Origin of the sequence: Halalkalibacter kiskunsagensis (genome assembly GCF_037027555.1) — a bacterium.
Classification (GTDB): Bacteria; Bacillota; Bacilli; order Bacillales; family Bacillaceae_D; genus Halalkalibacter; species Halalkalibacter kiskunsagensis.
Window position 1 is genome coordinate 92,789 of sequence record NZ_JAXBLX010000007.1, and the last position, 24,905, is coordinate 117,693.

Annotated in this window: 20 protein-coding genes; all 20 read left to right on the forward strand. The window is 35.1% G+C overall.

What is annotated here, in order from left to right:
- Positions 1–14: 14 nt before the first annotated feature.
- The 20 genes from SLH51_RS05890 to SLH51_RS05985 all read left to right on the forward strand — a co-directional run bounded on the left by SLH51_RS05890 (position 15) and on the right by SLH51_RS05985 (position 24,518).
- Positions 15–989, forward strand: coding sequence for a sugar-binding protein (locus SLH51_RS05890; protein ID WP_335959869.1), 975 nt, complete (start codon positions 15–17; stop codon positions 987–989).
- The gene (locus SLH51_RS05895) at positions 979–2,442 is read left to right on the forward strand and encodes a sensor histidine kinase (protein WP_335959870.1); all 1,464 of its coding nucleotides are present in this window, start codon (positions 979–981) and stop codon (positions 2,440–2,442) included. The genes SLH51_RS05890 and SLH51_RS05895 overlap by 11 nt, the downstream gene beginning before the upstream one ends.
- Positions 2,435–3,997, forward strand: a complete 1,563-nt coding sequence (locus SLH51_RS05900; protein WP_335959871.1) for a response regulator — start codon at positions 2,435–2,437, stop codon at positions 3,995–3,997. Before SLH51_RS05895 ends, SLH51_RS05900 begins: the two co-directional genes overlap by 8 nt.
- 242 nt (positions 3,998–4,239) lie before the next feature.
- Positions 4,240–5,322 (forward strand): multiple monosaccharide ABC transporter substrate-binding protein, encoded by a 1,083-nt coding sequence (gene chvE / locus SLH51_RS05905; RefSeq protein WP_335959873.1) that lies wholly within the window; start codon positions 4,240–4,242, stop codon positions 5,320–5,322.
- A 295-nt stretch (positions 5,323–5,617) separates the two neighbouring features.
- Positions 5,618–6,706, forward strand: coding sequence for a multiple monosaccharide ABC transporter substrate-binding protein (chvE, locus tag SLH51_RS05910; protein WP_335959875.1), 1,089 nt, complete (start codon positions 5,618–5,620; stop codon positions 6,704–6,706).
- Positions 6,707–6,773: 67 nt separating this feature from the next.
- Positions 6,774–8,303 (forward strand): multiple monosaccharide ABC transporter ATP-binding protein, encoded by a 1,530-nt coding sequence (gene mmsA / locus SLH51_RS05915; protein WP_335959877.1) that lies wholly within the window; start codon positions 6,774–6,776, stop codon positions 8,301–8,303.
- Positions 8,304–8,308: 5 nt separating this feature from the next.
- The gene (gene mmsB, locus SLH51_RS05920; RefSeq protein WP_335959878.1) at positions 8,309–9,469 is read left to right on the forward strand and encodes a multiple monosaccharide ABC transporter permease; all 1,161 of its coding nucleotides are present in this window, start codon (positions 8,309–8,311) and stop codon (positions 9,467–9,469) included.
- Positions 9,470–9,713: 244 nt separating this feature from the next.
- The gene (locus SLH51_RS05925; RefSeq protein ID WP_335959879.1) at positions 9,714–10,757 is read left to right on the forward strand and encodes an aldose epimerase family protein; all 1,044 of its coding nucleotides are present in this window, start codon (positions 9,714–9,716) and stop codon (positions 10,755–10,757) included.
- Positions 10,758–11,040: 283 nt separating this feature from the next.
- Entirely contained in the window at positions 11,041–12,144 is a 1,104-nt protein-coding gene (locus tag SLH51_RS05930) for a GntR family transcriptional regulator (RefSeq protein ID WP_335959881.1), read from the forward strand.
- A 99-nt stretch (positions 12,145–12,243) separates the two neighbouring features.
- Positions 12,244–13,452, forward strand: a complete 1,209-nt coding sequence (locus SLH51_RS05935) for a sn-glycerol-1-phosphate dehydrogenase (RefSeq protein ID WP_335959883.1) — start codon at positions 12,244–12,246, stop codon at positions 13,450–13,452.
- Positions 13,453–13,616: 164 nt separating this feature from the next.
- The gene (locus SLH51_RS05940) at positions 13,617–14,390 is read left to right on the forward strand and encodes a DeoR/GlpR family DNA-binding transcription regulator (protein WP_335959885.1); all 774 of its coding nucleotides are present in this window, start codon (positions 13,617–13,619) and stop codon (positions 14,388–14,390) included.
- A gap of 253 nt (positions 14,391–14,643) precedes the next feature.
- Positions 14,644–15,405, forward strand: a complete 762-nt coding sequence (gene kduD / locus SLH51_RS05945) for a 2-dehydro-3-deoxy-D-gluconate 5-dehydrogenase KduD (RefSeq protein ID WP_335959887.1) — start codon at positions 14,644–14,646, stop codon at positions 15,403–15,405.
- A gap of 35 nt (positions 15,406–15,440) precedes the next feature.
- Positions 15,441–16,271, forward strand: coding sequence for a 5-dehydro-4-deoxy-D-glucuronate isomerase (kduI, locus tag SLH51_RS05950; RefSeq protein ID WP_335959889.1), 831 nt, complete (start codon positions 15,441–15,443; stop codon positions 16,269–16,271).
- A 186-nt stretch (positions 16,272–16,457) separates the two neighbouring features.
- The gene (uxaC, locus tag SLH51_RS05955) at positions 16,458–17,876 is read left to right on the forward strand and encodes a glucuronate isomerase (protein WP_335959891.1); all 1,419 of its coding nucleotides are present in this window, start codon (positions 16,458–16,460) and stop codon (positions 17,874–17,876) included.
- 144 nt (positions 17,877–18,020) lie between these two features.
- On the forward strand, positions 18,021–18,764 hold the full coding sequence (locus SLH51_RS05960; protein WP_335959893.1) for an NAD-dependent epimerase/dehydratase family protein: 744 nt from the start codon (positions 18,021–18,023) through the stop codon (positions 18,762–18,764).
- Positions 18,765–18,969: 205 nt separating this feature from the next.
- Positions 18,970–19,260: an SGNH/GDSL hydrolase family protein gene (locus tag SLH51_RS05965; RefSeq protein ID WP_335959895.1), complete on the forward strand. Its 291-nt coding sequence runs from the start codon at positions 18,970–18,972 to the stop codon at positions 19,258–19,260.
- Positions 19,261–19,323: 63 nt separating this feature from the next.
- Positions 19,324–19,458: a hypothetical protein gene (locus SLH51_RS05970; protein WP_335959896.1), complete on the forward strand. Its 135-nt coding sequence runs from the start codon at positions 19,324–19,326 to the stop codon at positions 19,456–19,458.
- A 53-nt stretch (positions 19,459–19,511) separates the two neighbouring features.
- On the forward strand, positions 19,512–19,787 hold the full coding sequence (locus tag SLH51_RS05975; RefSeq protein ID WP_335959898.1) for a hypothetical protein: 276 nt from the start codon (positions 19,512–19,514) through the stop codon (positions 19,785–19,787).
- Positions 19,788–20,032: 245 nt separating this feature from the next.
- Positions 20,033–22,333: a helix-turn-helix domain-containing protein gene (locus SLH51_RS05980; protein ID WP_335959899.1), complete on the forward strand. Its 2,301-nt coding sequence runs from the start codon at positions 20,033–20,035 to the stop codon at positions 22,331–22,333.
- A 643-nt stretch (positions 22,334–22,976) separates the two neighbouring features.
- Complete coding sequence (locus tag SLH51_RS05985) at positions 22,977–24,518, forward strand: extracellular solute-binding protein (protein ID WP_335959900.1); 1,542 nt, start codon at positions 22,977–22,979, stop codon at positions 24,516–24,518.
- Positions 24,519–24,905 lie beyond the last annotated feature (387 nt).

Sequence of the window (24,905 nt, forward strand, 5' to 3'; positions counted from 1 at the left end):
AGAAGTGGTGGATAATGAAAGATAATTATTATATTCATGTTTTTTTTGCTGTAGTTATTGGTATTTCGCTTATTTTCACTTATCATTTTTTTATGAAGACAGTTGATTTTGATGTGTCAATACAAGCAAGTGAAAATGTTAGGAATTCTGATTACCACTTTGTATTAATCGTTCAAGAATTAGAAAATCCATATTTACAGGAGCTTTATAAAGGGGCGCAAGATGCAGCGAATAAAAAAGGCGTAACAATTGAATACATGGGGACAAAACAGACGAATATTAATGATCATATAAAGTTAATTGAAATGGCAATCGCTGCAAAAGTAGATGGGATTTTAACTCAAGGTTTGTCAAATGAGTTTTTGCCTGTTATTGAAAAGGCAAAAGAAAAGGAAATTCCATTAATAATGGTTGATTCGGATCTGAAAAATAATGAACTTATTCCTTATGTTGGGACGAATAACTATCAGGCTGGTTATGATATTGGAGCAACTGTATTAAATGAAACAATAGGAAAAACAAAGATAGGCATATTAACGGGAAGTTTAATCGCTAATAATTTAAAAGAAAGAGTTCAAGGGTTCCTTGATGCTATTGAACAAGAAGAAAGACTACAAGTGGTAGCAATTGAAAGTTCTAATCTTAGTAAAATTCAAGGAGCTGAAAAAACGTATCAAATGATAAAAAATGATTCTGATATTTCCATTTTTTTCGGAACGAGTGCTCTTGATAGCTTAGGAATTGCTGAAGGTATTAAGAAAACAAATCCCTCTACTGCTATAAGAGTCTATGCATTTGATATGTTAGAGGAAACAATAGAACTATTTAAGAATGATCATATCCATGCTACTCTGAAGCAAGAACCATATGAAATGGGAAGGACTGGAGTGCATTTATTATTCGATTCTTTACAAGGAATAGAAGTTAAGAGAGAGTATCATACTCCAACGACCATTATAAGGAAAGAAGATGTAGAAGATGAATTTTAAAAAAAGTTTAATGTTGCCAATAAGAACCAAATTGATGATTTTTTTTATTGTTTTATTTTTCATCTTAAGTAGTTTGTCCTTATTTATTTATTACAACTATAAACAAACGGTACAGCAATATGATCATATTCAAGAACGATTCTTTTTATTGAATGATGTTTCGCAAAAATCAACGAAAACTTACGAAGCGATGGATTCATTTTTAAATAAACAACAAACAAGTGATCAAAAGCAGTATGAGAAAAGTCGTCAAGAGTTATTAGATGCCAAGGAAGTCGTAAAGGATAAGTTTCAAAATGATAACAATTATATTAGTACTAGAAATTACCAAAATATGATTGATAGTTTAATTGAGGAAAGTGATCTGGCAGTTGCTGCTTTTATAGAGGATGACTTAGAAGTATATTCTGCTAAACAAAAAGAAGCGTTTATGCTGGTAGGGTTTATACAGGATCAAACATTATCTCTTCTTAATCATGACTTAGCAATGTTTCATACCTATTATGGGGCGATAACGAAGAGGAACGAAAATATGCAGATAACATTACTTTTCATGTTTTTTGCTACGTTTTTTACTGGGGTGTTCATCGCTTATTTGTTTAGTAATAGTATAACAAAGCCTATTCATCAATTAACAAAATCTGCCCGTGAAGTGGCTGTTGGAAAGTTAGATGGACAAAAGCTTCCTGAATCAAATGATGAGATTGGTTTCTTATCAAAAACCTTTAATCAGATGAGAACCGACTTGATGTATTTTGTTAAAGAAATAAAAAATAAATCAGAACAGGATAAACTGCTAAAGGAAATGGAACTAAGAAGTTTACAAAATCAAATCAATCCCCACTTCTTATTTAATACTCTGAACACTATTTCAAAATGTGCGCTTATTGAGGGGTCAGATCAAGTTTATCGGTTAATTAACTCTATCTCAAAGTTGCTTCGTTATAACTTAGGAGTTATGGAGAAACCTGTTTCGTTGTCAGAAGAAATTAGTGTTGTTCAAGAATACTTCTATATTCAAAAAACACGATTTGAAGACCGAGTAAACTTTAATGTAAATATTTCAAAAGAATGTCTGAGTTTACAAATTCCTATTCTTACCCTTCAGCCGTTGGTTGAAAACGCTTTTATACATGGGATCGAACCATATGAACAAAAGGGCATGATTGAAATTGAAGGATATAGTGAAGGGGAATTTATTATTCTTAAAATTCGCGACAACGGGATTGGAATGGAGAAACAAATCAGTCAGGCGTTAATAGATAAATCATCTAATCGACCTTCGAAACCGAGTGGTCACTCGACAGGACTAGGAGTGAAGAATGTGCTAAGAAGGCTTGAATTATTTTATCATTCAAAAGAGGTCATTACCATTGATTCAGAGGTTGGTCGAGGTACTACGATTGAATTGAAATTACCTAAGATAATAGAAGAGGAGGTTGCTTATGTATAAAGTACTTATTGTAGATGATGAGGCAATAGAGAGAAGGGGCCTCCGTAAAATAATTAATGATGCTTTTTCAACTATTGTGATTGAAGAAGCTGAAAATGGTAGAACGGCAATCTTGAAATCAGAAGAGTTTCGACCAGATGTTGTCTTCATGGATATAAAAATGCCAGGTATTGATGGTGTCGAAGCCGCCAAAGAAATAAAGAAAATGAACCGTGCAGTACAAATCATTATGGTTACAGCGTTTGATACATTTGAATATGCAAGACAAGTTATGAAAATTGGGGTGAAAGATTACATTTTGAAGCCAAGTACGAAAGAAGAAATCATATCACCGTTAAAAAAATTATTAGCTGAAATCGAGATTGAGAGAGAGAAAAGGACAGAAGAAATTATTTTAAAAGATAATTATCGGCGTGCTCTGTCAATTGTACAATCAAGAGTCATCACATCCATGCTACTAGACTCTTCTAATGCACGGAATGTTGTTGAATTTGAATGGGAAGAGACCTTTCAAAAAGAAAGTTTTGTCATGGTGTTTGAGTTTAAGAAAAGAAATCAAAAAACAACATATAAAGAGACAAATGAATATATCTTATTCTTACAATCTGAACTAAGTCATTTTTTTCATGAGAATTTTATTGGGGAAGAAGTGATGGGACGACTCCCTGTACTAGTTCAATTAGAGGATAAAGACGTAAGTAAACGTAATCAAATAAGAGATCGTGCGATGACATGCGGGAAAAAAATTATAATAAAATCACGTAATTATTATCCTGATTATGATTTGTCAGTTGGAATTGGCAGAACCTATGATGAAATGGAGAAGTTTATACAATCATATCACGAAGCACTATTTTCCCTGTCTTCCTTAAAATATCCGTATTTATGTCAGTATTATAATCATCATGTGAGAGAAGCGGGGGAAGGTGATAATGTTGGTTATCCCTACGGTTTAGAAAAAAAGTTGCTAGAAGCTGTTACTACTGGAGTGGTCGAAGAAGTTCCACTTCAATTTAGAAAATATATGGATGTTCTTATTCGTTATTGTGAGATGAGCAAGGAAACTGTTGAGGGGAGAATTTCGGAATTGTACGTTTTATTAAGTAGGCAGGTAGTTGATAGCGGTATACCTATAATCGTTAATCAACCCGCAAGAGAAACAAACTCTCCATCAGTACTTCAAGAAGAATTAACGAAAATTGCAAGTCATATTCAATCTATGTATTACTCTCAAAATAAAGATATCCTTTTAATCGCAAAGGAGTATATTTCTAAACACTATGAAAAAGCTCTTACACTTGAAGAAGTAGCAGATGTAGTTGAATTGAGTCCACAGTACTTCAGTAAGATATTTAAGGAACGCTCTGGTAGTTCTTTTATAGACTATTTGACGAAAATAAGGGTCGATCAAGCAAAAGAGTTAATGCGTACAAAGGGAAGAAGCGTAAAGGAAGTTTGTTTTGAAGTTGGATATAAAGACCCTAATTATTTCAGTCGTGTGTTTAAAAAATATACCGGGGTTTCTCCAAGTGATTATCGTCATACTTTAGTATAATGTTGAAACAAAACGTTCTCTCTAATACGAGAGAGCGTTTTTCCTTTGCAACGAAAAAATATGCTAGATGGCTAAAAAAATGCTACATATGCATTTCACTTATCGAACTAGTTTTATAGTAACTAATAATAGTAAGAAAGACGTATGAATGTGCTATAATTTCCAATGTTTATTTTTAGCAAATGCAATTAATATAAAATTGAAAGCGTATTCAATAAAACTATAAATGAGGGGGAGATTAAATGAAGAAACTAGGAGTCCTATTTATTACCTTACTGGTTGCGGCGGTAATGACAGCTTGTGGAGGCAGTGAATCTACCGGAGGGCAAAGTGGAAATGGAAGTGGGGAAGCTGGCTTTGTTGGCGTATCTATGCCAACAAAATCATTAGAAAGATGGGTACATGATGGAGACAATATGGTAAAGGAACTTGAAGACTTAGATTACAAAGTAGTCTTACAATATGCAGAAGATGTCGTTGAAACACAAGTCTCCCAAATTGAAAACATGATTACACAAGGAGTAGATGTTCTTGTCATTGCGGCAATTGACGGAGAAGCGTTGACAAATGTCTTACAAATGGCTGCAGATTCAGACATTCCTGTTATTGCGTATGACCGTCTGATCAGAGGGTCTGAATACGTCACCTATTATGCTACATTCGATAACTTTAAAGTAGGCGTTCAACAAGGAACATATCTTGTTGAAGCATTAGATTTAGACAATCAAGCAGGGCCGTTTACTATTGAATTGTTTGGTGGTTCTCCTGATGATAACAATGCTTACTTTTTCTATGATGGAGCAATGTCAGTTATACAACCGTACATTGATGAAGGAAAGCTAGTGGTGAAAAGCGGACAAATGGGAATGGACAAAGTCGCAACGATGAACTGGAGTGCGGCTAATTCACAATCGAGAATGGATAATCTGTTAAGCACTTATTATACAGATGAAGAAGTGGATGCGGTATTATCTCCAAATGATGGATTAGCCATCGGGATCATTTCTGCACTAAAAAACATTGGTTACTCTGACTTACCTGTTATTACAGGTCAAGATGCCGAGTTACAATCGTTAAAAGCCATCATTGCTGGAGACCAGTCTATGACAGTATTTAAAGATACAAGAGAACTTGCAAAAAAAGTTGTTGAAATGGTGTCGGCTGTTATTGAGGGAGAAGAAGCAGAAGTAAATGATAATGAAACATACGATAACGGTTTGAAAATTGTTCCTGCCTACTTACTTGAACCTATACCAGTCGATAGTAGTAACTACAATGAAGTCATTATTGAAAGTGGATATTACACAGAAGAGCAAGTTAAATAAAGCAAGTTTATGCTGAAGTAGGAAATTAAGATCTCCTTAACTTGTTGTGTTGTTAGGGGGATTTTCTGAATGCTTTTTTCAATTAGGAAAGATATAGAAAAAACGGAATACTAAAATAATGCTATTTAAACAAAAAAATACTAGATGCATAGTAAATGCTTTCTTAGAGGGGTACGTAAAATAAATTTATACAGAAAGCCGTATTTTTTTCCTGCAGTTCGTGATGTTATTCGTGATTGTAATGAATTAAGATCGTATTGTAAGCGGATTCAACAAATAAAAGGGGGAGTTATTTTTGAAAAAGGTATCGTTAATAGTAATGGCAATTGTTGTTGCATTTATGGTGACAGCGTGTGGAGGAAGTGAACCAACAGGAGGAAGTGAATCATCAGATGGTGGGAGTGGGGAAGCTGGCTTTGTTGGGATTGCAATGCCAACTAAGTCGTCTGAAAGATGGGTACATGATGGCGATAACATGGTTAAACAATTTGAAGATTTAGGTTACAAAACAGTTTTACAATATGCTGAAGATGTAGTGGAAAACCAAATCTCTCAAATTGAGAACATGATTACACAAGGAGTAGATGTTCTTGTAATCGCTTCAATTGATGGTGAAGCATTAACAAACGTTCTTGAAAGTGCAAGTGCAGCAGGTATTCCTGTTATTTCTTATGACCGTCTTATTAAAGGGTCAGAGCATGTATCCTATTATGCAACTTTTGATAACTTTCAAGTTGGTGTACTCCAAGGGTCATACATTATCGAAGCATTAGATCTAGAAAATGAACAAGGTTCATTTAATATTGAATTGTTTGGTGGGTCACCTGACGATAACAATGCTTACTTTTTCTACGACGGTGCCATGTCAGTTCTTCAACCATACATTGATGAAGGTAAGCTAATTGTGAAAAGTGAACAATTTGGAATGGACAAAGTGTCAACATTACGTTGGGACGCTGCTCTAGCACAATCTAGAATGGATAATCTTCTAAGCACCTACTACACAGACGAAGAAGTAGATGCAGTATTGTCTCCTTATGATGGAATTAGTATTGGAATCATTTCAGCACTTAAGAACATTGGATATTCGGAATTACCAGTTGTAACTGGTCAAGACGCTGAACTAGCTTCAGTTAAGTCAATTGCAGCTGGAGAACAAACAATGACTGTCTTTAAAGATACAAGGGAATTAGCAAAAAAAGCAGTGGAGATGGCTGATGCTGTATTAAAAGGCGAAGAAGCAGAAGTGAATGATACCGAAACGTACGACAATGGAAAGACAATTGTTCGTTCTTATTTACTAGAGCCAGTTAAAGTTGATCGTGACAATTACGAAGACATTATTATCGGCGGTGGATATTACACTGCAGAAGAAGTTCAATAACTAAGAGTAAAAAGATTTAGTGGTCATACGCATCACTAAATCTTTTATTACAGGGGGGTGTGGTGAAATGTCAGTACCGAGAACAATATTAGAGATGAAAAACATCACAAAAGAATTTCCTGGGGTAAAGGCGCTAGATACGGTTAATTTAAAGGTAATTGAAGGAGAAATTCATGCGATTTGTGGTGAAAATGGTGCTGGGAAATCAACTTTAATGAAAGTGTTAAGTGGCGTTTATCCACACGGCACTTATGATGGGGATATCCTATTTAAGGACCAAGTTTGTGAGTTTAAAGGTATTAAGCAAAGTGAAAATTTAGGAATTGTCATTATTCATCAAGAATTAGCTTTGATTCCGGAACTATCAATTGCGGAAAATATTTTTTTAGGAAATGAACAAGCTGCTAAAGGTGTCATAAATTGGAATGATACGACAAGAAATGCACGAGATCTATTAGAAAAAGTTGGATTAAGTGAATCGCCGAGTACATTAATTAAAGATATTGGTGTTGGGAAACAACAATTAGTTGAAATTGCAAAAGCGTTATCTAAAAATGTGAAACTACTAATCTTAGATGAACCGACTGCAGCACTTAATGAAAATGATAGTGAAAATTTATTACAACTATTAATGGAGTTAAGAAGCCAGGGGATGTCAGCTATTATTATTTCTCATAAATTAAATGAAATTAAAAAAGTTGCAAACTCTGTAACGATTATTCGTGATGGTCAATCGATTGAAACTTTAGATACAGCTGATATAACCGAAGATAGAATTATTAAAGGAATGGTTGGCCGTAGCTTGACAAACCGTTATCCAGATCGTGAGCTTAAAATCGGAAAGACTTTTTTTGAGGTTAAAAATTGGAGTACCTACCACCCTCTACAGAGTGAACGGCAAATTGTTAAAAAGGTTAATCTTCACATTCGTCAAGGTGAAATTGTCGGAATCGCTGGATTGATGGGGGCAGGTAGAACAGAATTGGCGATGAGTATATTCGGCAAATCATATGGGAAGAAAACAACTGGTGAGATTTTAAAACATGGAAAGCCACTAGATCTAACTAATGTAACCAAGGCAATTGATGAAGGAATTGCTTATGTTAGTGAGGACCGAAAAGAATATGGGTTAATTTTGATGGATGATATTAAGCAGAATATAACACTTGCAAGCCTTGAGAAAATTGCAAAGCAGCGTGTAGTAAATGAAAGTGAAGAATTTGTTGTTGCTGAAGAATATCGAAAAAAAATGAATATAAAAACACCAAGTGTTATGCAAACCGTTGGGAACCTAAGCGGTGGAAATCAGCAAAAAGTAGTGTTGAGCAAATGGATGTTTTCAGAGCCCGACCTTCTCATATTAGATGAACCTACAAGAGGAATAGATGTAGGAGCGAAGTTTGAGATTTATACAATTATGAATCAATTAGCAAATCAAGGAAAAGGAATATTAGTTATTTCATCAGAGTTACCAGAAATTATTGGAATGTGTGATCGAATATACGTGATGAATGAGGGCGAAATTACAGGTGAAGTAGAAAGGTCAGTAGCTACACAAGAAACACTAATGAAGTATATGACTAAGAGCAGGGGGTAGTTACAATGAATACACTAAATAAACTATTAAAAAATAATATGAGACAATATAGTATGATTATTGCATTACTACTAATAGTTATTTTGTTCCAAATTCTTACAAATGGGACATTGTTAAAACCATTAAACATCACCAATCTCATCTTGCAAAATAGTTACATCTTAGTACTTGCAGTTGGAATGGTTCTTGTTATTATCACGGGTCATATTGACTTATCAGTGGGATCGATAGCGGCCTTTGTAGGGGCGATCTCTGCAATCTTCATGGTTAATATGCAGATGAACCCTGTGCTTGCTGTGATCATTTGTTTGTCAATTGGAGCTTTAATTGGAGCATGGCAAGGATTTTGGGTTGCTTATGTCGGAATACCAGCGTTTATTGTTACGCTTGCAGGAATGCTTTTATTTAGAGGTCTAACACTAGTTGTGTTAAAGGGACAGTCCATTGCACCTTACCCTGAATCATTCCAAAAAATTAGTAATGGATTTCTCCCTGACCTTTTTGGTGGAGACAGTCTTCATATCTTCTCGATTGTTATCGGTCTATTTATCTCACTTATCTTGATTGCAATGGAAATAAGAACAAGAAACAATCAAGTGAAATATCAATTTGACGTTCTTCCGAAAGGCTTATTTTTTGCAAAACTAATAGCGATTTTTGTGGTTATTAACTTATTCACGTATGTTCTAGCAACTTATAGAGGGATACCTAACATCCTAATTATTTTATTTGTTATTATTGCAGCTTATACTTTTATTATGAAAAAGACGATTATTGGTCGGCATATTTATGCAGTTGGTGGAAACTTAAAAGCAGCTTCTCTTTCAGGTGTGAAAACAAAGCAAGTTACATTTGGTGTATTTGTTAACATGGGTGTTTTGTCTGCTTTGTCTGGACTTATTTTTGCAGCGCGTTTAAATGCAGCAACCCCAAGAGCAGGGAATCTATTTGAACTAGATGCGATTGCAGCGGTCTTTATCGGTGGTGCATCGGCTTATGGTGGGGTCGGAACGGTAATTGGAGCTGTTGTTGGTGGTCTTGTCATGGGAGTAATGAATAATGGGATGTCCATTTTAGGGCTAGGAATTGACTGGCAACAAGCAATTAAAGGCTTGGTTCTACTAGCCGCAGTTGCTTTTGATATTATTAATAAAAAGAAATCTTAGAGATCTATGTAAAATCTAAAAGGAGTTTATCTAGCTGTTGGGCAATTTGCTTAACAGCTTTTGATATTAATAGAAGATAATAAATCTCAAAACACCAAAAACCTTTTGCTTAGTCAGAACATTTTTTTTATAATTGATGTAACTCATGCGTACAAGCTTTATAGTTTTAGCATGTTTTAATTCAAAATGAGTATTATCTCTCTTTTGAGTTATAAAATCATTCGGACGAAAAGGAGTTTTATTTATGCGCATAACGAAAGAACCATTTGGTCAGCTTCAAGGAACTAATGTAAACGCTTATACTTTAATGAATAATCAAGGTTTTCAAGTTACGGCACTTGACTATGGGTGCATTATCACGAAAATAATTGCGCCAGATAAAGATGGAAATTTAGAAAATGTAGTTCTTGGCTTCGATAGCTTAGGAGAATATCAAGAACACTCGCCATACTTTGGAGCAGTTATTGGACGTGTTGCTGGTAGAATCAATAAGGGTGAGTTTGAGTTAAATGGGAAATCGTACACTCTTCCTCAAAACGATGGGAAAAACCACCTTCATGGTGGAAATGTTGGATTTGATAAAGTGATTTGGAATACGCAAATCATTGAACGAGAAGATGAGGTAGGTTTAAAGTTCAATTATCGTAGTCCAGATGGAGAAGAGGGGTACCCAGGAACTGTTGATATGAAAGTAACGTATTTGTTGAATAACGAAAATGAACTAACGATTTCATATGATGGAGTTTCGGATCAAGATACACTCTTAAACGTAACAAACCATACATATTTTAATTTAAGTGGGGATTTAAAAACGACGATAACTGATCACGTGTTAACGATGAAAAGCCACCAGTACTTAGCGTTAGGTGATGATCTCATTCCAACTGGTGAGATGGTTGATGTAGAGAACACCGTATTCGATTTCCAAAATGGTAGAGAAATAGTAGACGGGATTGAATCACGACATAGGCAAAACCGACTAGCTAGCAATGGATATGATCACCCATTTTTATTAGATGAGAATTATAATAAGGAAATTCAATTAAAAGACCGTACAAGTGGAAGATCACTAATCATTGAAACAAATGAACCATGTGTTGTGCTTTATACAGGAAATATGATCGGCAGCAATTATAAGATACGAGGTGTAAATGCATCTAATTATTTAGGTCTTTGTTTAGAAACACAAGGTCTTCCTGATGCGATAAATCATCCGCACTTTCCAACTGTTATTTTAAAACAGGGAGAAACATACAGCAGGTCAACTAAATACACATTCTTAGCTTAAAAAGCTAGGGATCTCCATCTTATATGCTAGAAGTTTGCTCAACAATTATTTGATTGGTCAATTATGGCCGATGTTGAATGTGTTTTTATTAATGAGTCAACGAATGTAATGACGTTTCAAAATGAATTAAAATGGAATGATATTGCCCGTAGATTGTAAATAAGATCTAGTTAAAAAGGGGTGATTCCCCTTTTTAACATCCCTACTATACGCAGTTGATTTTGCCGAAATGTATTATTTTTGATAACATGTACGTATAAGAGGGTGAGTAGAATCGAGGTTTGTGAATGTGACAAAATATGGAAAAGTGAAGCAAGAGATAAAGTCGAAAATTTTAGATGGTTCCTATGTTCCGCATCAAAAGATTAGTTCTGAAAATGAGCTTATGAAAGAGTTTGGCGTAAGTCGTCATACGATACGTGTAGCAATAGGAGAATTAGTGAATGAAGGCTGGTTGTATCGTGAACAAGGAGCTGGAACGTTTTGTGCCGTTCGAAATAAGCCTGAAGCAATCATTCAAAAAAGTACGAAAACGATTGCGATCATTACGACCTATATTTCAAATTATATTTTCCCAACGATTATTCGAGGCGCTGAGTCTTACTTAAGTGAACGTGGGTATCAAGTCGTATTGTATAGTACAAACAATACGATTGAAAATGAGAAACGTATTTTAGAAACGATCATTTCGCAACCAGTTGATGGATTAATCATAGAACCAACAAAAAGTGCTTATTCCAATCCGAACATTAACTATTATTTTAACCTTGAACGTTTGCAAGTCCCCTATATTATGATGAATGCGTTCTATGATGAACTTGAGCCGGTTTGTTTAGTACTGAATGACGAAAAAGGTGGATTTCTTCAGACTGATCATTTAATAAAGAAGGGCCATAAAAACATTATAGGCTTCTTTAAAACAGATGATCTTCAAGGTGTGAAACGAATGAAAGGGTATGTGAAGGCACATCGAGCAAGTAACATTCCCATCAATCCAACGAATATTATTAGTTATAATTCGGAGGAGAAAGATACAAAACCAATAAAGGAGTTAGCTAATTTGCTATCAGCACAAACGGAGTTTCCGACAGGATTAGTTTGTTATAATGACGAACTAGCAATCAAGTTATTGGATGTTTTAAGAGAGAGAAAGCTGAATGTGCCAGAAGATATATCGATTGTCGGTTATGATAATTCGTTTTTAGCGCTAGCATCTGAAGTGAAATTAACAACGGTCAATCACCCGAAAAATGATATGGGTGAAAGGGCGGCTCAAATGATTGTTGATTTAATTGAAAGTAAAGTAGAAATGAAAAATCTAGAATCGGTCATTTATGAACCTGAACTGGTCATAAGGAACTCAACAAAAGAACTCGAAAGTGAATAGATACATGCGACCGTACCTACTAGATTAAGGTAATGGTCGTTTTTTCTAAATAAATTGAATGATGGTCTCGTCATTGATAATAATGAACGGAGGAATTTTATGAATAAGAGTTTCATTAAGTTTTCAAACCAAGCAAAACAGTGTCATTGTGGAAATCGGCACTACGAATTAACCATTGATAGGGTTGAGATAAAAAAGGGAGCATTGGAGGATGCCGTTTCTTATGTAATATCAAAACAGCTTCACCACGTCGTGATTGTAGCTGATGAAATTACGTATAAAGTTGCAGGTGAAAAGTTACAAAGTTTACTAGAGGCCGGAACCATTCATTCAACCGTTTCGATTGTGAGAGTGGACGATCAAAATGATGTCGTAGCTAATGAAACATCAATTGGTCAAGTACTATTAGAGGTACCGAAGCAAACAGATGTGTTACTTGCTGTGGGATCAGGTACCATTCATGATATTACAAGAATGGTAAGCTATAAAATGGATAAACCATTTATTTCAGTTCCGACTGCGCCATCAGTTGATGGGTTTAATTCAATGGGAGCACCTGTTGTTATAAACGGAGTAAAAACGACATTTCAAACGCATGCTCCAATCGCGGTCTTTGCTGATATGAATATATTAGTACAAGCACCACGGGATATGATAGCTGCAGGATTTGGGGATGTCCTAGGAAAAGTAACCTCATTGGTTGACTGGCGCTTTGGGCATATCATTGGGGATGAGCCGTTTTGTCCGTTGGTGTATAGAATGACTGAGGATGCGTTGCACACATGTATTAATAATGTAGAGAGGATCTCTACATTAACTGAAGAAGGTATAAAAATACTGATGGAAGCATTAATAAATTCTGGATTAGCGATGTTACTTTTTGGTCGCTCACACCCTGCATCGGGTGCAGAACATCATTTGTCGCACTACTGGGAAATGGAACTTTTGCGTACGAATAGGAAACAAATATTACATGGTGCAAAAGTGGGAGTTTCAACACAAATTATTGCTGATTTATATAAGGAATTCGTGTTTGCAATCGTCGACTATGCTAAAGGAAACAAAGAATCAACCAATCAATCATTAAAGAATAAAGTACTAGAAAATGAAGTGGAAATTACAAATCTCATTGGGCAGATGATCGATTCGCATCAAGTAAAAGAAATGATTGACCTAGTTGGTGGGAAGACAACCTATGAAGAATTAGCAATTGAGCAACCTCTATTGGAGGAAAGTGTAAAAGAGGCTCATAATTTAAGAGAGAGATTTACTTTGTTATATATTTATAACAAATATGTTAGGAGCTAAATGGATTGCTCTTCCTTAATTAAATTCATTAGCCGAATGAAGGACTATGTCTATATTCATTCGGTTTTTTGTATGGAATAAAAAATATAGGTTTACAAATGTTCGTTTGAGTTTGATAATGAATTATATAGACAGTTATCAAAGTCCACTTGGAGGAATTTCTTATGCTCTCAGTAGAACGTTATGAAAAGATCTTAGATGAGTTAGATAAAAGTAAAGTTGTGAAGGTTTCTGAACTAAGTATAAATTTAGGTGTTACAGAAAAAACAATCAGAATTGATTTAGAATCTTTAGAGAAAAAGGGTCTCCTGAAAAGGATCCATGGTGGTGCGGTATTGCTAGAGGAAGAAGATCGGATTTTTCCAATTAATGAAAGGCAATTGAGCAACAACGAAAGAAAGGTAGCGATTGCTAAAAAGGCAATCAAACTTATTAATGATCAAGATACAATTTTATTGGATGGTGGGAGCACTACTCTACAAATTGCAAGTTTATTAGGTGATTTTCCTGTAACGGTCATTACTAATGATATCAAAATTGCAAATGAATTACTTAACAAGGAAAAGGTTCAGTTGATGGTACTGGGAGGATCAAGAATGGGGACATCCTCGTCTTTATTTGGTGTAGAAGCGTCAGACTTATTAAAACGTATACGTGTGAATCGGTTGTTTTTTGGGGCAACAGGTGTCTCGGTTGAGCATGGTTTAACGGTATTAAATAGTTTTCATGTGGAGTGGAAAAGACAGATTATTGGGTGTGCAGATCGCGTTACTCTTCTTGCAGACTCTACCAAGTTTGAAAAAGTAGGTTTGATTCAATTTGCTACGTTGGATGATGTGGATGAAGTGATTACTGATGACTTGTTGGATAAGCATATTTTGAAGGTGCTGAAAGAAAAGTCGATTTCTATTACTTTAAGTGTATGTTCAAAAAAGTAGTAGGAAACTGTATAGTGTTATATTTGGTTCCGCAATTATTAGGGGGAAACCGGAAGCAAGGAAGCTCTCAACACTGAATAAAGGCGAACAAAGGACTCGAAATAGTTTGATTTTACCTAGTTCACTTCAGACGTTTTTATGAATCATTCTATTAAAAGAATGTTGCTATCCATTATTTACAATGCTATAATCAAACTATAACGAACTAAAACGAACATAAAAGGCGCATGAGGTGAACAAAAGGGGAGGTGCGATGATGACACAATTGCCTTTTAGATTAGATGGAAAAGTTGCTTTAGTTACCGGAGCAAGTCGTGGACTTGGTCAAGGCATGGCTGTTGGGCTTGCTGAGGCAGGTGCTGATGTGATCGGTGCAGGTATTAGTGATATGAGTGAAACAAGAAAGCAAATAGAGGCATGTGATCGTAAGTTTTACGAGATAAAAGCAGACTTATCCCAGTCAGGTGCAGCAAAACAATTAGTGTTGGATGCGGTGAGAGAAACTGGGAAGATTGATATTCTAGTAAACAATGCAGGGATTATTAGACGAAACGCGGCAGAGCATTTTTCAGACGAAGATTGGAATGCGGTGATTAATGTTAATTTAAACTCAGTATTCCAATTGTGTAGAGAAGTAGGAAATCATATGCTAGAAAATGGTTCAGGTAAGATTATTAACATTGCTTCCATGCTGTCCTTCCAAGGTGGACTTCGAGTGCCGGCCTATACAGCGAGTAAACACGCTGTAGCGGGTATAACGAAGGCATTAGCAAATGAGTGGGTTAGTAGAGGAATAAATGTAAACGCTATCGCTCCTGGGTATATGGAAACAGATAACACAGAAGCGTTGCGTGCAAGTGAAGAAAGAAATGCATACATTACGTCTCGTATTCCAAAAGGAGAATGGGGAAAGCCAGAAGACCTTAAAGGGCCAGTAGTATTCCTAGCGTCAGAAGCTTCTAGTTATGTTAATGGTCATGTATTATGTGTTGATGGTGGATGGATGAGCTCGTAATTTAATTCATAGGATGATAGGGAGGGGAAATAAAAATGGAAATTAGACACGCAACAAACCCAGTTGATAGTAAACAATATACGACAGAGAAATTGAGAAACGAATTTTTAATTGAGTCCTTGTTTGTATCAGGTGAAATTAACATGGTCTATTCACATTATGATCGTGTTGTTGTTGGGGGGGCGATCCCGACAAGTCAAGCTCTTACATTGGATGCAGGTGATGCATTAAAAACTGATTATTTTCTTGAAAGAAGAGAAATTGGAATCGTCAATATTGGACCTAAAGGGAAGGTTGTAGTTGATGGTGAAGAGTTTGAGTTGAACAAACGTGATTGTTTGTATGTCGGTCTTGGAAAAAAAGAGGTTACATTCCACAGTGTGGACCCGTCTAACCCAGCTCGCTTTTACTTAGTTTCCACAAACGCACATAAAGAGTATCCGACAAAGGTATTGCCTATCGCAGACGCAGAGCCAACAAAATTAGGATCAGATAGTGAATCTAATAACCGTACCATTTATAAATACGTTCATGCGGATGGTCTTCAAAGTTGTCAATTAATGATGGGAATGACATTACTTGAACCGAATAATATGTGGAACACGATGCCTGCACATGTTCATGATCGTCGAATGGAAGTTTACCTGTACTTTGATATGGATGAAGAGTCACGTGTGTTCCATTTTATGGGAGAACCAAATGAAACACGTCATATTGTTGTGAAAAATGAAGATGCAGTCCTTTCTCCACCATGGTCGATTCATTCAGGAGTAGGAACAAACAATTATACATTCATTTGGGCGATGGCCGGTGAGAATTACACGTTTACAGATATGGATTTTGTGAAAATGGAAGATTTGAAGTAATAAATGTAAAGATAACGAATACCCGAATATCTAAATCTTTCGGGTATTTGAATATTCCAAAAAAATATTGAAGGAATAATGAGATTCCAGTAGAATAGAATCTATAGCAAGAATTTAAAGAGACTTTTACTTACCGATAAATAACAACGTTGTTATAAAAGGTCTCATATTAAGGGAGGACTATCTATGACGAAATCTATAACAAAACCATTTATTCATGAGGATTTTTTGTTACGAAATGATGCTGCGAAAGTACTTTATCATGATTATGCAAAGAATATGCCGATTTACGATTATCATTGTCACATAAGTCCAAAAGAAATCGCAGAAAATAAAGCGTTTACAAATCTATCAGAAATCTGGCTTCACGGTGATCATTACAAATGGAGAGCAATGAGAACTCTAGGCATAGACGAAAAATATATAACGGGTGATAGTGATGACAGAGAGAAATTCCAGCAATGGGCTAAAGCTGTTCCCCATACGATAGGTAACCCTCTTTATCATTGGACTCATTTAGAGTTGAAAAGATATTTTGGTGTTGACGTTCTGCTGAATGAATATACAGCTGATGACATTTGGGTTCATTGCAATACACTTCTTCAAAGCGGAGAACTTACAACACAAAAGATTATTGAAAAGTTTCAAGTCAATGCGATTTGCACGACAGATGATCCAGTTGATACACTAGAGCACCATCAGTCGATTTTACAAAATGATGCTGTTCAAACTAAGGTTCTACCTGCATTTCGTCCGGATAAAGCTGTTGAAATTGGAAGACCTGAGTTTAATCAGTATATAGCAAAGTTGGCAGAAGCTGCTGATATCGAGATTGAAACGTATGAAGACTTACTTGCTGCCATTGAAAATCGCGCAAATTATTTCCATGAAAATGGTTGTCGTATTTCTGACCACGGAATTGAAACGGTCCCATTTGAAGAATGTACATTTGAAGAAGCTTCAAAAATCTTTCAAAAAGTAAAAACCGGAGAGTCCATTTCAAAATCAGAGGAGATGAAATACAAAACATTTACAATGTTGTTCTTGGGAAGACTGTATCATTCACTAGGTTGGGCGATGCAATTGCACATTGGTGCAATACGAAACAATAATCAACGTATGTTCGCAACACTTGGTGCCGATACAGGATTTGATTCAATTCATGATCTAGAAGTGGCAAGACCACTGAATGGATTTTTGAATGCGCTAGATAAAGAGAATGAACTCCCGAAAACAATTCTTTACAATCTAAATCCAAATGACAATTATGTCCTTGCAACAGCGATTGGAAACTTCCAATCTAGTGGAATAAACGGCAAAATGCAATTTGGTTCAGGGTGGTGGTATAACGATCAAAAAGAAGGAATGAGACGACAAATGACCGATCTTGCAAACATCGGACTATTAAGTAGCTTTGTTGGGATGTTGACAGATTCAAGAAGTTTTCTTTCCTATCCAAGACACGAGTATTTCAGAAGAGTGCTTTGTGATTTAGTTGGAGAATGGGTTGAAAATGGCGAAGCTCCACGCGATTATCAATTATTAGGAACGATGATAGAAAATATTTGTTATCATAATGCCAATCAATATTTTCAAATTAAATAAATTATAAGCAAAAGTCCTCTTTCAAACAATCAGTTTGATGTGAGGGCTTTTCAATTGGTTAGAAGTACATATTTAGATGAAATGAAGTGAAATATAATCAATAGTGTAATTTGACTTTTTAAGGGAAAGGAAGTTCAACCACTCATGAAAAAGATAGTCATTATAGGTGGGGCGGGTACAGTAGGAAACATACTAACAAACGGTCTATTAGAAAAGCATAAGGTCGTTGTGCTTGACCGAAATGAAAATCAAAATAACCAAGCTAAGTTCATTCAAGTTGATGCAACGAATTTGCAAGACCTTATTGCAAAAGTACCAAAAGCGGATGTGCTCATTAATTTGCTGAATACAAATACAAAACATGCTCTTGAAGACGTAGAAACGTTTGAAAAAATGACAGAAATTTTTTTGAAAGCTACGTACTACATATTATTTACTGCTAAGAAAAAGAAAATCCCAAAAGTCATTTTTGCTAGTACGAATCATGTGACTGATTGTTATGAAGAAGAAGGAAATTCCCTCCTTGGACGGGAGATCAATGTAGGGGACTACCCTTGCTCAAAAGGCTTATACGGCGTGTTGAAGTTTGCCTCTGAACAAGTTGGTTCTCTTTTTTCAAACGAGAAAAATTTATCTGTTATTAACATTCGGATTGGGTCTGTTCCAAAAGAGATCTCTAAAGAAGTTATGGAAGAAAATCCTCGACTTAAAAAGACATTATTGACAGATACAGATCTTATTGATTTGTTTACAGCTGCTCTTGAAGCAGATATCAAGTTTGGGACTTATTACGGTGTATCGGATAATCCAGGAAAACCATGGGATATGGCAAATGCAAAAAAGGAACTCGGATACAAACCGAATGAGAATACAACTGACCTTCTATAGCAGGTGACTCAAAGGGCTATTTATCCCAGTCACCTTTATTTAAATGATTTGATGGATTTATTTAACATCTTAAATGTTGATTATTCTACCGAAATGCAAGTGTTGCCAATTGGTTGAGATGACCTAATTAAATGATTATATACGTAACTTATCCTTAAATTTATAATCAATAATCAGACACTACGATTTTTTGCGGAGGGAAATTATGTCACGTATAAACGTTTATTTGGCAGGTGATTCAACTATGTCCTATTACGATGAGACAAAGTCACCTAGAGCAGGTTGGGGGCAAATGCTTGAGAGCTTCATGAGTGAGGGGGTAAAAGTTCATAACGAAGCAGCTTCAGGTAGGAGTTCAAAAAGTTTTTTTCATGAGGGAAGATTAGCGAATATAGCTAAACGTATTCAAGCAGGAGATTACTTACTCATTCAGTTTGGGCATAATGATTCAAAAAGTGATGAAGAAAGACATACGGTACGCAAAGCTCGTGATTGAAGGAATAAAAGAACAGAATATTCAATTGCGTGATTATCTCAACTAAAAAGGGAGGTTCCTCATATGCCTATAATGAAAAAAGGATTAAACATCATATTACCTGAAATTCCAAGTAGGAGTTTTTATATTACTGATTTCGGAGCAGTTGGAGATGGAATATATGACAATACTAATGCATTTCAACGTGACCAAATTTAGTAAGTCTACGAAACTGTAAATAGATTCTTCTCATTTTCATTGACAAAATAAGAATGATTAATATAAAAGGTGATGCAATTGTATTCCATATGTACTGTGAACGAGCTGACGATGAAGTAATCGCCGAAGAGATTTCTGAAAAAACACCGACCTTCCGTAACATAAAAATGCGTAATATCGTCTGTAGAAGAGCAAAAACAGCTGTGCTTTTAAAAGGTCTACCTGAAATGCCGCTGAAAGACTTGTATTTGAGAAAGTATCAATTGTTTCAGAACGAGGTGTTATTGGACCGATTGTCAAGATGTCATTTTTTCAAACGAACTACTTAAGGGACAGGAGGTAAGAATGTTCATATATGATCTAGAGAGTAATATGTACGTAATCAAACTGTAATATTTTGAACTTTAAATGAATTGTTATGATATAATTGAGAATATCAATTTTTGACATAATACTTTAAAATTTTCTACAATTATTAGCGCAATACAATTAGAATTGGGACAACGGTTCGAATCGTTTTTTATTTATAGTTATTGTTAAGCGCTTTCATGATAGTAAGGAGGGGAGGTAACAGATGCGAAGTCAAAGCTTATTAACTAAGCTAATTGTATTTGGTTGTATTATCAGTATCATCCCTGTCGTTATTGTCGGTGTATTTTCGTATGTGCAGTCTTCGAAACACATTCAAGAGAAGGTGAATGATGAAAAGCTACAAACGATTCGACAAATACATTCAAACATTGAACAAGTGTTAGTGACGGTTCATCACAGTGTAAATAATACAATTGATTCACCTTTAATGGAGGAAGCAATAAGGCGTCCCCTTGTTGGTGAAGATTTTCGCATTTACAGAGAACTAAGACAAGCAAGAAGTAATCTACAGTCTTACGATACGAAAGTGAGAGAAGTGATTCTTTTAAACTTTCAGGAAAATTGGATTATTAATAACCAAGGATTGTATCGTTTACATGATCATCCAGACAAAAGTAATTATATGTCGTATCTCAATCTGGAACATGATTCTACTTGGTTGTTATTAAATAATGAAGACTTTTCATATCCACTTACAAATCGAAAGTGTAATTACACAATTAGTTTAGTAAAGAAGCTTCCAGTTAAATTGAGTAATAAATATGGCCTTGCTTTTACGAACATTCCTACCTGCAGTCTTTCAGAAATGATTAATGTAGATGAGCATTCGGATAAAGTGATGATTACAGATGAAAATTATCGCATTATTGTTCATCGTGACCAATCAATGATTGGAAAAACTCTGATAGAAGCTGGTTACGTTGACACTCTTGATCATTTCTCTGAGAAAAGTGGACAGTTCAATACATCGTCTAACGATCCACATACTGTGACTTACTATACCTCTGATTTTAATAATTGGCATTATATTTCTTTTAGTTCGATCGATTTGCTTACAGCTGAGAGTAAAAAAATTGGCTGGCTTACCTTTTTTATCGTTACATTCATTATTTTGTCTTGTGTGCTATATATTTGGATCATTAGCCGAAAATTATATTCCCCAGTAAATAAACTGATTCATTTAATTGAGGATAACTGGCCAGATCAAAATAGAGAGAAGAAAAATGAATTAGAAATGATTGAAGAGCACATTAATGACTTGTTTTCATCTAACTCTAATTTAGAAAATGAGTTAATGGAACATAGGCAACAGGTCAAATCTTTATTTATTAATCGTTTGTATACAGGGAATTACAAAACGAGTGAAATTGCTGAAAAATTAGAGTATTTTCAATTAAGCCAAATTGTTGAAGAATGGAATCATATGGTTGTATTTACATTACATGTCGATACCTATGATAAGAACAAGTATGAATCACCAGCAACAGAAAAATTATTCTTTGCTGTAAAAAACCTTGTCGAAGAAGCAATTGATAAGGAACATAAATTTCCTGTGGTTTGGATTGATCAAACGTTAGTCACGCTAATAGGCTTTGGTGATAACAATACGAATAACCTTCAGGATATTGTCTATGAGTTAACAGAAACAATCCAAAGCAAAATAAAGAAAAGCCTTAATGTTTCGGTTAGCATTGGAATAAGTTTGCCTTTTAAAGAGATGAAAGAGGCAGCGAGAGCTTACCGTGAAGGTGTCGAGGCCTTAAAACATCGGATGAAACTAGGCAAAGGAGTCATCATCGACTTTAATAGTATTAACTCTGGTAAACATTCTGTTATATTTGATTACCCTAAACGGACTGAGGAAGAATTGTTAATGGCAATCAAAATAGCAGATGAGGAGAAAGCATTAGAACAATTAAAAATTTGGATCGAGAAAGCATTTAAAAATACGCAATCTCCGAGAGAATATCAAATTTCAATGATGCGTTTATTAAATAATTTGTTGATGATTAAGCAAGAGGGTGGTGTAAGCTTCCAACAAATAGAGGTTTTCCACGCTTCACTTTATGATGAGTTGTTAAAGTTACAAATGAAAGATGATATTGAGGAATGGTTTAAACGAAGGTTAATCCTACCATTGATTAAAGTGTTTAGTGATCGTAGAGATTCTCAGTTTCATAATCTTTCAGAAAAAATGATCGATCTTATTCAAAATAACTATAATACTGATATTACCTTAGAAGAATGTGCATCAAAACTACATTACAACGCAAATTATTTAAGCAGTGTTTTCAAACAAGAGACGAATTATACTTTTAGTGAGTACTTGGCCATGTATCGGTTTAAAATTGCTAAGCAATGGCTGACAGAAACGAATATGACAGTCAAGGACATCGCTGATAAATTGAAGTATACGAACTCGCAAAATTTTATACGCTCCTTTAAGAAGCTAGAAGAGATGACGCCTGGTCAATACCGTGAGAAATATCGGAAAAGTTCATAAAGAAGGGTGACTCAGAAGTTTCTGCTTAGCAGATCCTTTTGAGCACCCTTTTTTTATATGCGATATAATAAGGTGCGCTAATCTGAATTTCTTCAACTCTAACACCAATAATCATTACGTTAGTTTTCAACTAGTTAGGCAAGGTTTAACAATGTAAGTGCTTACGTAAGTGAGTTATTGATTATAGACCGTCCTCGAAACTTAGAATATGATCAGCATTAAGAACTGTAACGTTTAACAGCATCCCTTACATTGTTAAACGGTTAATACTAAGTTTTGGAGGTGGTTTATGGACGAGTATTGATCGAGTTTTATCAGATGAGTCAATCTTGAATTCTAATAACAGAAGGTGAAATGAAGTGGATACTCATCTTATGAAAACAAAACAACTTATAGTATGTAAGAATGGAGATCGGTTAATATTTAAAAATGTGCAGTTCAGCAGACATCAAGGTACACTTATTACTACTGACTGATAAAGAGGCAAATAAGCATACGTCAGAAAAAATGTTAAGTGGTTGGAAACCAATTGTTTAAAATCATCAAAACACAACGATTTTCTAATTATCAGTGAAAATGATTGTAGTCGATATCGGTATTCATGCTACTATGAAAAATGAAAGAAATTATTGGGGGTTAGGAAATGTTGAAATCAAACAAGTTTTTTATAATTTTTTGTATATTTGCTTTTGTGTTAATTTTACTTTCTGCATGCAATAATGAAAGCGCTTCAAAAAAATCGGATGAAAATACGGAAATTAACAGTAATTCAGACGCAGCATCGGATGAGCCATACGAATTTTCAATTATGGCAAACTTGCATACGCCGGAAGTTCCTGATGATCAAATAAAAGAAATTCTAGAAGAGAGAACAAATACAAAATTAGATATTCAATGGGTACCAGACAGTAATTATGAAGAAAGATTAAATTCAGCATTTGCAACAGGAACGTTTCCTGAAGCTGTTTATATGAAAAACCAAACGACATACCACCAATTTAAAGATGCGATTCGTGATGACCAGTTTTGGGAAATCGGACCTTATCTAGATGACTATGAAAATTTAAGTAACTTAAAAGAACAAGTTTTACTTAATACGGCAGTTGACGGAAAAATTTACGCACTTTATCAAGGAAGACCGATGGCGCGTTCAGGTATTATTTACCGTAAAGATTGGGCAGATAATTTAGGAATTTCAGCACCAACAAATACGGAAGAATTTTTTGAAATGGCTCGAGCATTTACTGAAGATGATCCAGATGGAAATGGAAAAGATGACACAATTGGCTTAACGGACAGAAGTGATGTTGTATACGGTTCATTAAAGACAATTGCTTCATGGTTTGGTACTCCAAATAACTGGGGCGAGCAAGACGGGAAATTGTTACCTGAATTTATGTTTGACGAATATATGGAATCATTGGACTATGTCCGTGAACTTCACAGCAACGGTTACATGAATAAAGATTTTCCTGTGACCAGTAAGTCGGACCAACAAGCGATGTTTAAAAATGGAACAGCGGGTATTTATATCGGTTCAATGGGTGATGTTGGTAGTCTTCACGCTGATGCGGTAAGCATTAACCCTGATTTAGAGTATGATGTAACGAACTATGTTGAAGGTCCAAATGGCGAATATAACATTTGGTCAATTCCTGGATATGGTAGTTTGGTTATTTTCCCTAAATCAGCAGTTGAAACGGAAGAAGAATTGAAAAAAATCTTAGCTTTCTATAATGATTTAATGGCTCCTGAAAACTCTAATTTAATTTATTGGGGGATAGAGGGAGAACATTACACAGTTGAAGACGGTGGAGCGGTTCCTCATGAAGACACGAAGATGACGGATCGAATAGTAAAACCGTACCAAGCGTTAGAAATTGGTGAAGCTGAAACAAATGGACGATATGAAGGAATTCATACGTACGATATCAAAGCAAAAGCGGAAGAATTGCATATTGATAATGAAAACTATTTAGTTCATGATCCAACAATCACATTAGACTCTGACACTTATGTGAAAAATGGAGAGCGACTTAATCAAGTAATATTAGATGCGACATATCAATATATTCTTGGGCAAATTGATAAAGATGGATTTGAAAAAGCAGTTGAAAATTGGAAGAAGCAAGGCGGAAATGACATCATTGAAGAATTTAATGCTTCATATCAAGCAGTAAACTAGGAAAAAAATAGCAAGAAGAAGCTGGCTCAAGTAAGAGCCAGCTTTATTTAGGTGAAAATGTCTAGATGAATTTAAAAGGTATTATTTTTGCATTGATAGCAGAAAGGTAACGACTCTTCAATCTAGTTAACTTTCTTATGAGTGTCATAAAATCATATGGTTTCAAACCAACTTCTAACATCTGTTTAGGTCTTCTATTACTTGTAATAGGTTATATCAAATGAAAGATTAAATGTGTAAAGAAGCCGATATACCATAATCAAAATCTCCGGTTTGAACGAAAAAAACCTTTAAAATCAAGGCTTACAGATAGTTGCAACGAGATGATTATAGCTGTAATTCAAAAAGAAGCTTAATATCAAATTACAAAAGGAAGGCGGTTACACA

Excerpts from the sequence above, each read along its gene's own strand:
- SLH51_RS05890 (WP_335959869.1), top strand. The coding sequence starts at position 15 with ATGAAAGATAATTATTATATTCATGTTTTTTTTGCTGTAGTTATTGGT.
- SLH51_RS05895 (WP_335959870.1), top strand. The coding sequence starts at position 979 with ATGAATTTTAAAAAAAGTTTAATGTTGCCAATAAGAACCAAATTGATG.
- SLH51_RS05900 (WP_335959871.1), top strand. The coding sequence starts at position 2,435 with ATGTATAAAGTACTTATTGTAGATGATGAGGCAATAGAGAGAAGGGGC.
- chvE (WP_335959873.1), top strand. The coding sequence starts at position 4,240 with ATGAAGAAACTAGGAGTCCTATTTATTACCTTACTGGTTGCGGCGGTA.
- mmsA (WP_335959877.1), top strand. The coding sequence starts at position 6,774 with ATGTCAGTACCGAGAACAATATTAGAGATGAAAAACATCACAAAAGAA.
- mmsB (WP_335959878.1), top strand. The coding sequence starts at position 8,309 with ATGAATACACTAAATAAACTATTAAAAAATAATATGAGACAATATAGT.
- SLH51_RS05925 (WP_335959879.1), top strand. The coding sequence starts at position 9,714 with ATGCGCATAACGAAAGAACCATTTGGTCAGCTTCAAGGAACTAATGTA.
- SLH51_RS05935 (WP_335959883.1), top strand. The coding sequence starts at position 12,244 with ATGAATAAGAGTTTCATTAAGTTTTCAAACCAAGCAAAACAGTGTCAT.
- SLH51_RS05940 (WP_335959885.1), top strand. The coding sequence starts at position 13,617 with ATGCTCTCAGTAGAACGTTATGAAAAGATCTTAGATGAGTTAGATAAA.
- kduD (WP_335959887.1), top strand. The coding sequence starts at position 14,644 with ATGATGACACAATTGCCTTTTAGATTAGATGGAAAAGTTGCTTTAGTT.
- kduI (WP_335959889.1), top strand. The coding sequence starts at position 15,441 with ATGGAAATTAGACACGCAACAAACCCAGTTGATAGTAAACAATATACG.
- uxaC (WP_335959891.1), top strand. The coding sequence starts at position 16,458 with ATGACGAAATCTATAACAAAACCATTTATTCATGAGGATTTTTTGTTA.
- SLH51_RS05960 (WP_335959893.1), top strand. The coding sequence starts at position 18,021 with ATGAAAAAGATAGTCATTATAGGTGGGGCGGGTACAGTAGGAAACATA.
- SLH51_RS05965 (WP_335959895.1), top strand. The coding sequence starts at position 18,970 with ATGTCACGTATAAACGTTTATTTGGCAGGTGATTCAACTATGTCCTAT.
- SLH51_RS05970 (WP_335959896.1), top strand. The coding sequence starts at position 19,324 with ATGCCTATAATGAAAAAAGGATTAAACATCATATTACCTGAAATTCCA.
- SLH51_RS05975 (WP_335959898.1), top strand. The coding sequence starts at position 19,512 with ATGATTAATATAAAAGGTGATGCAATTGTATTCCATATGTACTGTGAA.
- SLH51_RS05980 (WP_335959899.1), top strand. The coding sequence starts at position 20,033 with ATGCGAAGTCAAAGCTTATTAACTAAGCTAATTGTATTTGGTTGTATT.
- SLH51_RS05985 (WP_335959900.1), top strand. The coding sequence starts at position 22,977 with ATGTTGAAATCAAACAAGTTTTTTATAATTTTTTGTATATTTGCTTTT.